The 12,329-nt window shown below is 41.5% G+C and carries 9 protein-coding genes and 1 other annotated feature; all 9 genes read right to left on the bottom strand.

The window, feature by feature from the left end:
- Positions 1 to 2: 2 nt before the first annotated feature.
- A complete protein-coding gene (gene trpX, locus ACORHV_RS03770; RefSeq protein WP_000792183.1) occupies positions 3 to 998 on the bottom strand; it encodes a tryptophan ABC transporter substrate-binding protein in 996 nt (331 codons plus the stop codon).
- A 117-nt stretch (positions 999 to 1,115) separates the two neighbouring features.
- Positions 1,116 to 1,331, bottom strand: a binding site (T-box leader).
- Positions 1,332 to 1,427: 96 nt separating this feature from the next.
- Positions 1,428 to 4,124: a phosphoenolpyruvate carboxylase gene (gene ppc / locus ACORHV_RS03765; RefSeq protein WP_000058167.1), complete on the bottom strand. Its 2,697-nt coding sequence runs from the start codon at positions 4,122 to 4,124 to the stop codon at positions 1,428 to 1,430.
- Positions 4,125 to 4,147: 23 nt separating this feature from the next.
- Positions 4,148 to 5,371, bottom strand: coding sequence for a cell division peptidoglycan polymerase FtsW (gene ftsW, locus ACORHV_RS03760; RefSeq protein WP_000703343.1), 1,224 nt, complete (start codon positions 5,369 to 5,371; stop codon positions 4,148 to 4,150).
- Positions 5,372 to 5,559: 188 nt separating this feature from the next.
- The gene (gene prsA, locus ACORHV_RS03755) at positions 5,560 to 6,501 is read right to left on the bottom strand and encodes a peptidylprolyl isomerase PrsA (protein WP_000728080.1); all 942 of its coding nucleotides are present in this window, start codon (positions 6,499 to 6,501) and stop codon (positions 5,560 to 5,562) included.
- A 67-nt stretch (positions 6,502 to 6,568) separates the two neighbouring features.
- The gene (locus ACORHV_RS03750; RefSeq protein ID WP_000230408.1) at positions 6,569 to 7,282 is read right to left on the bottom strand and encodes an O-methyltransferase; all 714 of its coding nucleotides are present in this window, start codon (positions 7,280 to 7,282) and stop codon (positions 6,569 to 6,571) included.
- 1 nt (position 7,283) lies between these two features.
- Entirely contained in the window at positions 7,284 to 9,086 is a 1,803-nt protein-coding gene (gene pepF / locus ACORHV_RS03745; protein ID WP_049477506.1) for an oligoendopeptidase F, read from the bottom strand.
- Between the two features lie 18 nt (positions 9,087 to 9,104).
- Positions 9,105 to 10,061, bottom strand: a complete 957-nt coding sequence (locus ACORHV_RS03740; protein ID WP_049477507.1) for a competence protein CoiA — start codon at positions 10,059 to 10,061, stop codon at positions 9,105 to 9,107.
- 74 nt (positions 10,062 to 10,135) lie between these two features.
- Positions 10,136 to 11,284, bottom strand: a complete 1,149-nt coding sequence (locus tag ACORHV_RS03735; RefSeq protein WP_434398854.1) for a hypothetical protein — start codon at positions 11,282 to 11,284, stop codon at positions 10,136 to 10,138.
- A 177-nt stretch (positions 11,285 to 11,461) separates the two neighbouring features.
- Positions 11,462 to 12,322 carry an SAM-dependent methyltransferase TehB gene (tehB, locus tag ACORHV_RS03730; RefSeq protein WP_033605677.1) on the bottom strand — a complete coding sequence of 287 codons (861 nt, stop codon included), beginning with the start codon at positions 12,320 to 12,322 and terminating at the stop codon, positions 11,462 to 11,464.
- Positions 12,323 to 12,329 lie beyond the last annotated feature (7 nt).

The following is a 12,329-nucleotide window of genomic DNA, read 5'->3' as shown; positions in this document are numbered from 1 at the left end:
CTTTATTCAATCACTTGTCCTGCTTCTTTTAGAACGGACTCAGGAATGGTGATACCAAGTTCCTGCGCTAGTTTTTTGTTAATCACTGACTTACCAGTTGAAAAGACATTAACTGGCGTATCAGCTGGTTTTTCACCTTTCAATACTTTGGCAATCATTTTACCAGTAGCCACTCCAAGATCGTGTTGGTCAACTACTACAGATGCTAATCCACCTGCTTCTACCATGGCAGTAGCACTTGGGTAGATTGGCTTTTTAGCTGTTTGGTTGCTTGAAACAACTGTTGAGAATGCTGATGCAATGGTGTTGTCAATTGGAACCCAAATCGCATCAACCTTACTTGTCATGACATTAACTGTTGAAGCAATTTCATTTGTTGATGGAACAGCAAATGTTTCGACTGTCAAACCTGCTTTTTCAGCATAAGCCTTGAATTCTTCTACCTGTGTTTTTGAGTTATCTTCGCTACTTGAGTAAAGAGCGCCGATTGTTTTGACATTTGGTGTCAAAGTTTTAATCAATTCCACTTGCTGTTCAGCTGGGTTATGATCTGACACCCCTGTAATGTTGCCACCTGGTTTTTTCAAATCTTTGACTAAGTTAGCACCGATTGGGTCTGTAATAGCCGCCATGATAACTGGTAGGTCTTTTGTAGCACTAGCGAGTCCTTGAGCCGCTGGTGTCGCGATCCCAACAACAACATCGTTTCCATTTGCCACCAATTGTTTACTCATGGTTGCAACCTTGCTCTGATCGCCTTCAGAGTTCATAAAGTCGATTTTTACTTGGTCGTCCTTATAGCCTTCTTCAGCTAGTCCATCTTGAATCCCTTGGTAAATCAAGTCCAAGGATGGGTGACTAACAAATTGAAGGACACCAACCTTAGCAACCTTTTGCTCTTCTTTAGCTGCTGGCTTGTTCATAGATGAATAAATCAAGCTAGCCACCACCAATACTGCTAATCCAGCGACAATTCCAATCAAACGTTTATTTTTCATATTCTTTCTCCTTAATTCTTTTACCTTAACTTGTTAAATCACATCATCAAGCGATGCCATCGTTTAAATTCCAATATCTTTCCTCCCTATAGAAAAAGTCCTCACACAAAAAACTTGTGTGAGGACGTCGATGCGCGGTGCCACCTCAATTATAGGGAATATCCCTATCGCTCTTTCTCGCAATAACGAGTTGCACTATAAGGTGTGCTCACCGAATTTTTATGATTTCAAATTCTTAAGTACATTCAGCCCAATTTCATCAATTTCATCTATCTGCTTTCACCAACCACAGACTCTCTAAAAAATGAGCAAGATTACTTTCTGAATGTTTAAATTATATCATTTTTCAACTACTTGTCAAGCTTATTTTTAGAATTTTTTAAACAATTCAAAAACTTCCCCTTTATAAAAGAGGAAGTTTGTAGAATATCAGCCTGAATTACGCAAACCAGTTGCAATTCCGTTGATAGTTGTATGGATCAGTTTTTCTTCGTCTGCCGACAATTCTCCGCGACGTTGACGTTTGATCAACTCCAACTGGATGTAGTTAAGGATATTAAAGTAAGGCATACGATAGTTTAGACTGTCTTTTAGGTAAGAGTTTTCTGCCAAGAGTTCGTCATAACCTTCGATAGCTAAAATAACGTCCTTAGTCAACTGCCATTCATCTAAAATAGTGTAGTAGATAGCTTGTACTTCTTCGTCTTCACAGAGCTTGGCATATTCAAAAGCAATATTCATATTAGACTTAGACAAGACCATGTCCACATTGGAAAGCAAAGATTGGAAGAAAGGCCAGTTTTGGTACATATCACGAAGGAACTCGATATTCTTTGGATCTTGATCTATAAACTCTTTAAAGCTGGATCCTACTCCATACCATCCAGGAAACATGACACGGCTTTGTGACCATGAGAAGACCCAAGGAATGGCACGCAAACCACCAATTTCAGTGATGGTCTTACGAGCTGCTGGACGCGAACCGATATTGAAGCTTGAAATAGCTTTGATTGGACTTGATTCAAAGAAATAGTCATAGAAATGTTCATTTCCAAAGACCAAATCACGGTAGATATCATAACTACGGTCCACTACTTGATCCATGATAGCTTCGTAACGATTTGACGTATTGATATCACTCTTCTTCTTGGTAATCATGCGGTTAATGGCTGCAGAAACCAACATTTCAAGGTTATAATAAGCAGCGTCTTTGTTTCCGTATTTATTTCCAATGACTTCTCCTTGCTCAGTCAGACGGATACGGTCCTTAATAGACTTGAGCGGTTGAGATGTGATGGCTTCATAAGTTGGTCCACCACCACGACCCACAGTACCACCACGACCGTGGAAGAAAGTGACCTTAACGCCAAATTCATCACCGATAGCAGTTAGTTGTTGTTGCGCCTTGTAGAGAGTCCAACATGAGGACAGGTAACCACCATCCTTGTTACTATCAGAGTAGCCAAGCATGATTTCTTGGTAGTTGTCTTTTGAAGCAATCCATTTTTTAGCCAAAGGAAGAGAGAAATATCTTCTCATGGTTTCTTCCGAATGGTCTAAGTCCTCAATAGTTTCAAAGAGGGGAACAATCTGAACTCGTGCTTTTTGGGAATCAACCAAGCCTACTTCCTTGAGCATGATTGCTAGCTCTAGCATATCTGATACACTGGTTGCATGTGAGATAATGGTTTGACGAATGACATTTTCACCCAGTTTATCCTTCAACTTGCGGGCAGCTTTAAAGATAGACAGTTCCTTCTCAAGAAGTTCTGACTTTTCAGCATGAGTGGCTGAGAGGATACGAGGATCTTCTTCCAACTCTTTTAAGAGAAGGCTACATTTTTCGTCTTCAGACAGATCGCTATAGTGATCGTTGATACCAGCTGATGCTAACAATTCAGCCACACAGGCTTCGTGAACGCTAGAATCCTGGCGCATGTCAATAGAGGCAAGGTAGAAGCCAAAGATTTCGACAGCTTGCATCAACTCGACAAATTCTCCAGAAATCAGGTATTCCCCTTTGTTTTCAAGGAGAGAGTCCCGAATGGCCAACAAATCTTGATAAAATTCATCTGCAGTGGCATATCTAGGCTGAAGTTCCTTGTCTTCAATGAGATAAGCCTTAGTTGCCTGCATCTTAGCTTGAATGTCAAAAAGAGCACGACGATAGAGTTCTTTTTCACGGTAAATGGAGTTATCTTGTGACTTCAGCGCCATCTCACGAACCTTGTCGCTGACATTCACGATGCTGGTTGACAGTGAAAATTCACGATAAAGATTATAAATCTTTTCATCATAGTAGTTCATGATGACTTCACACTGAGTCAAGGCTGATTTATTGAGGGTTTCCGCTGTTACGAAAGGATTTCCATCACGGTCTCCTCCGATCCACATCCCCATGGTAATCGGTTTTGGATGTTGGAGATCGATACCTTGTTCTTTTGCCATTTTTTTATACTCAGCTGTCAAACGTGGAACAGCATTCAGGAAAGAACTTTGGTAGTACTCCATCACGTTGGTGATTTCGTTGGTTACTTTCAATTTCTTCTCACGAATCATGTCCGTTTGCATGATAATTTCAATGTAACGACGGAGATCTGTGTGCCATTTTTCTTTATTAATCAAGCCGAGTTTGACATCACGGTACTTGCGCAAGAGCGTATGGATATGGTTGGTCAAATCCAGCATACTCTTGCGTTGTACTTGCGTTGGATGGGCGGTCAAGACAGGAACGACATTTAACTTTTCTAAAATTTCGGCTGCATTTTCTTTTTCAGCTACCATCTTAATCGTTGTAGATAGTTTTCCTAGATAGTCTTGGTCCACATTGTTTTGGTGATTGATTTCATAGGCCAAATCCACATCCTCAGAGATATTAATCAAAAGTGGAAGGATAGAGAAATAGCGTGAAATGTAAATCATTTCTTCATTCGAAAGACTGGTCACTAGGTCATTGAGCCCTTGATAATTCTCGCTAGTTGATAATTCCTTCAACTGGATAATCTTTTCAAAGGTTTCTGGCGCCAGCATATTTTTTGTGATATCTTCTAATAGCTCAGTCAGAATCAAGACTTCTTCTTGGACGACTGCTTTATTACTATAGTTTTCTAATTTTTGAAGAGACATATACTTTCCTTTCCATACAATCCTTACAGACTTTCATCGGTTTGATTCTCGTATTCTCTGATAAGCTTGGCACGTTTTTCACTGGCATCAATGTTCAGTACAAGCGCGATGGCTACGGATAATACCAGTAGACTGTTCCCACCTTGTGAAAGGAAGGGGAAGGTTACCCCTGTAGAAGGAATCAACCCTGAAATCCCACCGATATTGACAAAGACCTGAACAAGGATCATCCCTCCGACACCAATAGCAACCATGGAGTTAAAGGGATCCTTTGCTCGAATACCAACCAAGATGATTCGCAAAATCAAGAAGAAGAGTAAAGCCAAAATCATACTAGCTCCTACGAATCCAAACTCCTCGATGACAATCGAAAAGACAAAATCCGTATGGGCTTCTGGCAGATAACCACGCTTCTCGATAGAATTCCCCAGTCCCAGTCCAAACCAGCCACCATTTACCATTGCATAGTAGGAATTTGCGAGCTGGTGTCCTGCACCTGCCAAGTCATTAAAGGGATTAAAGAAGGCACTAAAACGTTTAGCAACGTAACCAAATACAGGAATTTGAGAGAACTTTTCAACCCCAACAAAGCGAATGACAGACAAGACTAACATTGAGCTCCCTGCCAAGAGAGCCAAAATGGTCGAGAACCAACGATAGGCGATCCCACTAACCGTATACATGATGAGCGCCACCAAGACCAAGATGGTCGCATTTCCCAAGTCTGGGAAAATTCCCAAGCTACCAATCAGAACTAGCAGAACAAAACGCCAGTCGTTAAAAGCTCGAGGTAGCCACTGATTCTGTGTCAAAACCTGGAAGTCATAAACCGCAATCTCATCTTGTTGTTTTGAAAATCGATGTGCCAGGTACCAGATGATGATAATCTTAAGGTACTCTGCAGGCTGAATCGTTACAGGTCCTACAGAAATCCATCCGTATGCTCCATTGACAGGTGTCCCGACCAGTCGCGCCAGAGCTAAAAGAACCATCTCCACAATCATTACGATAAAGATGAGACGCCCATTTCTTAGGAAACCTAATTTTAATTTATAGATTAAGGCAATCAAAATCAAACTAGCTATCCAGAAGATCCCCTGGTTACGCACCAATTGAAAGGCGCTTTTCCCTTCTTCGATCAAGGTTGCACTCGTTGTCGAGTACACCACAATCAGTCCCAAAATCGATAAAAGGAAATAAGGAATCAAAATGGAATAGTTTAGTAGGTGCCTTTTACTAATTTTCATATTTCACCACTCTAATAGGAACAGACGCTTCTGTTCCCAATTCCGTTTTATTTTCTAGTTTTGATTGCTATTATACCACTTTTTCAGAAAGAAAAAAACTCTTATCCTTTAATCCTTCGAATTTTACTCATTTTCTAGGATCAGGTATAAAAAAAACAAATCTCTTTTGAGATTTGTTTTTTGCTTTCTTAGTTAGATGAAGAGCTGCTGCTTGAACTTGAGTCACCACCACCGATGTATTGGGTGAAGATGTTTTGGAAGGCTTGGTCTTTAACCTTGATGTTTGCTGCTTGCAATTCTTTACCAATTACTCCTTGAACAAAGGCTGAATCATTTTGTTTCTGAGTCAAGATGATGGTCTTCAATTTTTCTTTGTAATCCTCTATATTAGAAGATTTTTCTGTTTTCTTCGTTACTTTGATGATGTAGAACTGACTGCTGTAGGCTTGTGTTCCAGTAGCTGTAATCACATCAGAAACCCCGTTCACATCCAAGGCAAAGGCTGCTTTCTTGACTTGTTCTGGAAGTTCTGTAGAAGCAGAGTCAAAAGTGATTTCTCCACCATTTTCTTTTGTTTTGTCGTCGTTAGAGTTGTCTTTTGCCAACTGAGCAAAATCTGCACCTTCTGCTTTAGCTTTCTCAAGTACTTCTTTTGCCTTGTCTTCATTATCCAAACGGATGATTTGAGCTGTTACATCTGGTGTGTAAGACTCAAAAGCTTTTTGGTAAGCTTCGTCTGTCAACTCACTCTCAGCAGCCTTCTTAACTGCCAATTCAACCAATTTGCTAGTGCGGATTTGAGCTTTACGAGTCTCAGGTGTCATACCTGCACGTTGAAGCACGCTGTTGTAGCTATCGCCGTATTTCTTTTGTTCTTCAGCAACGGCATCATCCACATCTTTATCCGTTACCTCTGATCCATATTGTTGTTCAAATACTTTTTGGATGGTCATATTGAGCAAGACTTGTTGTGCAGTTGGATTGTTCTTTACTTCTTCAAAGAATTGATGCTCTGTAATCACATCGCCCTTCATGCTGATCAAATCTTTTCCTTCAGAACTGTTTGAACAAGCTGCAAGTGTTGCTACTGATAAAAGTGTGATGGCTCCTGCCATAAGTTTTTTCTTCATTTTTACTCCTTTTACGGTAAGTGTTACCTTATCTATTTTACTATAATTTCTTAAATTTTTCTGAAAATCATTCGCTCTCAGGAAGCTCTACTTCTGCTAGATTCTTTCGTAGCATGAGAATACCATCTCCAAGTGGAACTAGAGTTGCTGTTAAACCTGGATTGTCCAAAGTTGCGTCGAAAAGTCTTTGCAAACCACGGTAAATGGTTCGTTGACCACGGCGGACTTCCATGATGTCCTTGGCAACATCTCCTCCTTGGAAAATATCATCCAAGACCACTACTCCACCAACTTCCAAGTGCTTGAGGATTTCTGGTAGAAAGACGATGTACTTGGACTTGGCCGAATCCATAAAGACAAAATCATATGTTTCTGTCAAAGTAGATAAAACATCAACAGCATCACCTTCAAGTAAGGTGATTTGCTTACGACTGTCAAACTGGGCAAAGTTTTCCTTGGCAAAGCCGATCATCTCAAGATTACGGTCAATGGTTGTAATCTTGGCATCTGGCGCATGTTCCGCCATCAAGAGGGCTGAAAAACCAATTGCCGTCCCAATCTCCAAAATGTTCTTGGGCTGTATGGTCTCCATGAGAAATCGAAAATACGCGACCGTTTCATGGGGAATAATGGGAATGTTTTCCTTGCGAGCGAAGGTCTCCAATTCTTTCAAAGAACCTGTCACCTGTTTTTGACGCTGGCGCATGAGTTCTACGATTTCTTCCTTGACGACAGGCCGGCGCATATTGTGATTGGCATTTTTACTATAAGACTCTACCATCTTAAGCTAGTCCCAATTTTTCAACAAGGGCTTCAAACTCGTTCAAGCGACGTTCAAAGACTGCAAAGGCATCGTTAAGATAGTCTTCTTTTTCCATATCAACACCCGCTTTTCTCATAACATTGAGCGGATAGTCTGACTTACCTGCCTTGAGGTAGTCGATATAGCGGTCACGGTCTTCTTGACTACCATGAACAATCTTTTCAGCCAAGGCTGAAGCGGCTGCAAAACCAGTTGAATACTGATAAACATAGTAGTTATAGTAGAAATGTGGAATGCGTGCCCACTCGTATTGGATCTGAGGATTGTCTTCCTTGCTGAGTCCGTAGTACTCTTGATTCAAGTCAGCGTAGAGCTTATTGAGGAAATCACTTGTCAAGACTTCTCCATTTTGGTCTGCTTGGTGGATGGCATGTTCAAACTCAGCGAATTGAGTTTGACGGAAGACTGTTCCACGGAAACCATCTAGGAAGTTATTGAGAATAGCAAAGCGCGTTGCATCGTCTTCCACTTCTCCCAACAATTTCTCTGTCAAGATATTTTCGTTAGTCGTTGAGGCAATCTCAGCCAAGAAGATAGAATAATCTCCGTAAACATAAGGTTGGGTTTCACGAGTATAGCTTGAGTGCATACTGTGACCTGTTTCATGGACAAGGGTAAAAAGATTGTCTAGATTGTCCTGCCAGTTGAGAAGCATAAAGGCATTGGTATCGTAAGAACCACCAGAGTAGGCACCAGAACGCTTGCCTTGGTTTTCATAGACATCAATCCAACGCTCGCTAAAGGCACGTTTGACACGGCTCAAGTAGTCGTCACCCAAGACTGCCAAAGCTTCTTCTGCCTTTTTCAAGGCTTCCTCGTAGGTAAAGCTATAATCTACTGACGAGAGTGGTGTGTAGACATCGTACATCTTGAGGTCGGAAATCCCCAAGATTTTAGAACGAAGGTTAAGGTATCGATGCAAGAGTGGCAAGTGCTTGCGAACTGCTGCTACTAGATTGTCATAGACACTTTCTGGAACAAAGTTTGCTGCGAGAGCTGCATGGCGAGCACTCTTATAGTTGCGAACTTTTGCTCGGTAGTTTTGCACCTTAACATTTGTCTGCAAAGTCTTAGCGTAAGTGTGTTGGAATTGCTCATATGTCGCATAAAGGGCTTCATAGGCACCACGACGCACTTCACGGTTTTTAGACTCCATCAAACGGATGTAAGTACCGTGTGAGAGTTGCACTTCCTTGCCTTCGTCATCAAGGACATATGGGAAGCTAATATCCGCATTGTCCAAAATAGCGAAAGTTTCACTAGCAGAGCCAAAGATTTCTCCTGCTCCAGCAAGCAATTCTTCCTCACGTTGCGAAAGAACATGGTCTTTCTTTTGCAAGAGCTTGTCAAAAAAGTGCTTGTAAACTTGGAGTTTTGGTTGAGCTTCTAGGAAGGCCGCATACTGCTCTTCGCTAATCTCCATAAACTCAGGTTCATAGAATGAAAAGGCTTGTTCTAACTGACTGTATAGGGTCATTGCCTTGGCATAGTACTCTTGATACTTGGCTTCACGCGTGTCCTGGTCATTTTTCATATGTGCATAGACATAAAGCTTTTCAACTTGGCGTTCCAAGTCAAGTGAAAATTCTGTAATCTCAAGCAAACTGTCTGCGCTATCCAAGAGATGCCCCTCATACTGAGATGCTGTTTGTACTTTTTCAGTTAAATCTTTCAAGGATTCTTCCCAAGCTTGGTCTGTTGGGTAGATTGTTGAAAGATCCCATGTATCTTTTTCATTTATTTCATGTCGTTGTAATACCATAAGATTCCTCCATCCTTTCTATTTTACCACATTTTTTGAGAAATATAAGTGATAAAAGGCTGGTGGATAGAGCTTTTGGCGATTATTTTTCGGATTTTTTTGATAGTAAGCCTGAAAATTTCTATAATAGCTAGTCAAATCCGTTTCAATCTGCAAAAAATCACCCGATTCTATTGGTCTGACTTGGGGATACCAGTCGTCCAGTTGACGGTTTAATAAATTGTCTCCTTGATGATAAGCTTCCTCCTGTTTTTTCATCCAGTAAGGGGTTTGGTAGTACAACTGTTGGCGAATGTAGTGACAGATAGTGGTATCTTGCACAACTGCAAAACAAGACAGTTTTTGTTTCTGATAAGGGAATCGTAAAATTTCCAAGAGATTTCCTTGACCAAAGGGAAATTCCTTGACCTGAAAATGAAGCTTGCCACGTAGGTCCTGATGCAGAAGATATTTGAGTCTCAGAACTTGATTTTTGAGATCTAGTTCCCAAACATAGAATCCCATATTTTGACTAAAATAGAGGAATCCTCTTTGCAGTTGTGTTAATCGCTCTTTTAACCAGAGTTTTTCTCCCAGTAGCCAGATAACCTGATAGCCCTGGCTACGGTATCCTTGGCTTCTATCGCCTAAAAGCTTTTGAGACAAGGGGCTACACTGAACCTCCAGAGCTAGTTTCTCATTGACGAGAACATCTGCTATCTGCTGAATCTCGGGCAGACTATATTCTACGGCAACCTGATTGTCCTTCTTGGCCCAGTGATAGAGGGCCTCTTTGTTGCCCAAGTGTTCTGGACTTTCATTCTCAAAAATAGCCATACAATCTCTTAAAGATTCATGAGCGAAATGCGTTCGAATGCTCTGTCCTTGGCGTAATCGTAGTCCGCCCCCACAGGCTGGACAAGTATAATCTTGTCTTGTCACGTCTTTTTCGAGGGCATTTACCAATTTTCCCTTGGCATCTCTGGCTACAAACATGGTCTACCTCCTTTTCTCATTTATTCGAAAAAGAACTAAAAAAGACTGGAATTCCAGCCTTTCATATTACTTTTCTACCTTTTAAACCTCTTAGAGTATTTTTTCAGCATGGGAATGAGATTGGGAATCTGCTCACTTCTAATGACCAGCACGCCGTATTCCTGGCAGCGATTGGCATAAACAGGATTGATTTTCCCCGTACAGACAATTAACTTGAGGCAACTCTCCCCAGCAAAATGATTGGCGTAGACTTCTAGTTCATTGATGGCTTCGACTGATAAATCTGTCATTTTGCAGGAGATGAAGGTAATCGAGCGTCCCTTTCTCAGAATGACATCAATCTCATTTTGAACATTATCTGCCTCTGGAAAGATGCCATTCCAATCAATCTCACCACCTATCATGCACTCATCAAACAGCTGAGATTCAAGCGCCAAGAGATAGAGATATACCTCTAAAATATGCCCCTTGTTGCGACAAAAGACTTGAGCTTCTTGACTTGGAAAGCTGTAGGCTACTCGTTTCTTGTCTTCGCTTTCAATACAAAGCATCCCTGCTTCCACAAGTAAAGGAATAAGGGATTTTGGATAGTGATAATACCTGCCATTGTTTTCCAGTATTTTTTCGGTCTCAGAATGCAGGTCATTGGTCTTAGCTAGAGAGAAAAATTGGGTCACTTGATACCAGTGGGCAGGATTGGCAATGGCCGAGCTGGCTAGCTTTTTGATGGCTGCAATTTGCTGAGCTGAGTGGATAGGGCGTTTGGATTTGAGCATTTTTCCACCACGCAAGGCTATCAACTGTTGGATGCTTAGGGTTGGAATGTCCAAATCTTCTTTTTCCAGCTGACCGGCTACCCACTTGTATTGTTTTCCCCGCTCGACATCCATGGCAACAATGGAGAGGTCCCGATCCAAGCCATATTGATAGAGGGATAAGGCTAGTAGCGAATCCCCACCAAAAACATCGAGAAGGACTTGGTCATAGCCTGCTAGACAATAATCTAACTGGTCTGCTAGTTGTTCTAAGGATAACTGACGAAAGGACACTCGTTGAATATGAGGTACCTCTTCCATGATAAACTGACGGAGAGAGAGCTTCTCTTCATTGCTTATTTTCGTCAAAGATAGAAAGAGAATCTCGTCACAATCACTGATAAAGGCTTGGTAGACATTCTTTTCCAATACATGCCGATCATACAATTCCACCAAAAGACTCGTCATTCGACCACCTCCATCATAAACACTTTTTTGTGCTAAGAGTATCAGCAACACAGTTCTACTACTCAGATTTCCTACTTCTAGTATAGCATAAAATCCTGCTCGCCCCACTCTACCGTCGCAAATAAAAATGAATAGAAACCTTGTAAAGTGGTTTCTATTCGCTTGTAAAGATTTGATTTACTTGATTTTCTTGGCTAGCATAGTCGCAAAGCGTAGTTGAATGCGATTGCCATTTTCATCACGACGGTGCAGATGTCCTGGGTTTTCATTGTACTTGACCAATTCCCAATCCTTGTAGTAGTCCGCCAACTCCCCTTCTTTAAAGGTGAATGGGAAATTGACTGAGCAAGGATAATCCTCTGTATCCATAGCACAGACGATAAGGTTATAGCCACCGACCGTGGTGTGCTCCTGCATATTTTGGATAATAGCTGGAATGCGGTCCGCTTGTAGGAACATCAGAACAACTGTCGATACGATGAAATCATAGTCTTGGCTAATGCTGGCCGAATTGATATCGTATAGTCCTACAGGCATGTCTAGATCCTCTTGTTCCACAATGCTTTGCAAGATTTCAAGGGACAATTCATTCTGATCCACAGCTGTCACATCAAAACCATTCTGTGCGAGAAAGAGAGAGTTACGCCCCTGACCACAACCCAAATCCAAGGCTCTTCCTGGTTTCACTGTCTGCATAGCCTCTAGGACCTCTGAATGGACTGGATTGGTATTGTATTTCTTAGGGAAATAATCCTCAGGTTTACAATAAAATTCCAAGTACCATTCTACATCATCAGTGGCAGCTTCCACTCGGTGCCAGGCTTGCGGTTGTGCCATAGGGTTGTCTGCTCCTGCCTCAAAGAGGTGCTCAGCTAGAACCTCACCATCTTCGGTTAATTCAATAAACTTGAGTACCCCTTTCAAGACAGTAATTTTTCCCCAAGTGCCGACCTTGGTATTGTGCTTTTGCTGAACTGCTTCAGGCATGGTCTGTTTATTCCACAAGGGCATCCGTTTATAGGCAATTAGTTTTTCCATTTTACTT

The organism is Streptococcus sp. KHUD_016, from assembly GCF_051106465.1.
Classification (GTDB): domain Bacteria; phylum Bacillota; class Bacilli; order Lactobacillales; family Streptococcaceae; genus Streptococcus.
This window is presented reverse-complemented; position numbering and strand designations above follow the sequence as displayed.

What these genes read in the sequence shown, in the direction of transcription:
- trpX (WP_000792183.1), bottom strand. Translation starts at nt 998, where the DNA reads ATGAAAAATAAACGTTTGATTGGAATTGTCGCTGGATTAGCAGTATTG.
- ppc (WP_000058167.1), bottom strand. Translation starts at nt 4,124, where the DNA reads ATGTCTCTTCAAAAATTAGAAAACTATAGTAATAAAGCAGTCGTCCAA.
- ftsW (WP_000703343.1), bottom strand. Translation starts at nt 5,371, where the DNA reads ATGAAAATTAGTAAAAGGCACCTACTAAACTATTCCATTTTGATTCCT.
- prsA (WP_000728080.1), bottom strand. Translation starts at nt 6,501, where the DNA reads ATGAAGAAAAAACTTATGGCAGGAGCCATCACACTTTTATCAGTAGCA.
- ACORHV_RS03750 (WP_000230408.1), bottom strand. Translation starts at nt 7,282, where the DNA reads ATGGTAGAGTCTTATAGTAAAAATGCCAATCACAATATGCGCCGGCCT.
- pepF (WP_049477506.1), bottom strand. Translation starts at nt 9,086, where the DNA reads ATGGTATTACAACGACATGAAATAAATGAAAAAGATACATGGGATCTT.
- ACORHV_RS03740 (WP_049477507.1), bottom strand. Translation starts at nt 10,061, where the DNA reads ATGTTTGTAGCCAGAGATGCCAAGGGAAAATTGGTAAATGCCCTCGAA.
- ACORHV_RS03735 (WP_434398854.1), bottom strand. Translation starts at nt 11,284, where the DNA reads ATGACGAGTCTTTTGGTGGAATTGTATGATCGGCATGTATTGGAAAAG.
- tehB (WP_033605677.1), bottom strand. Translation starts at nt 12,322, where the DNA reads ATGGAAAAACTAATTGCCTATAAACGGATGCCCTTGTGGAATAAACAG.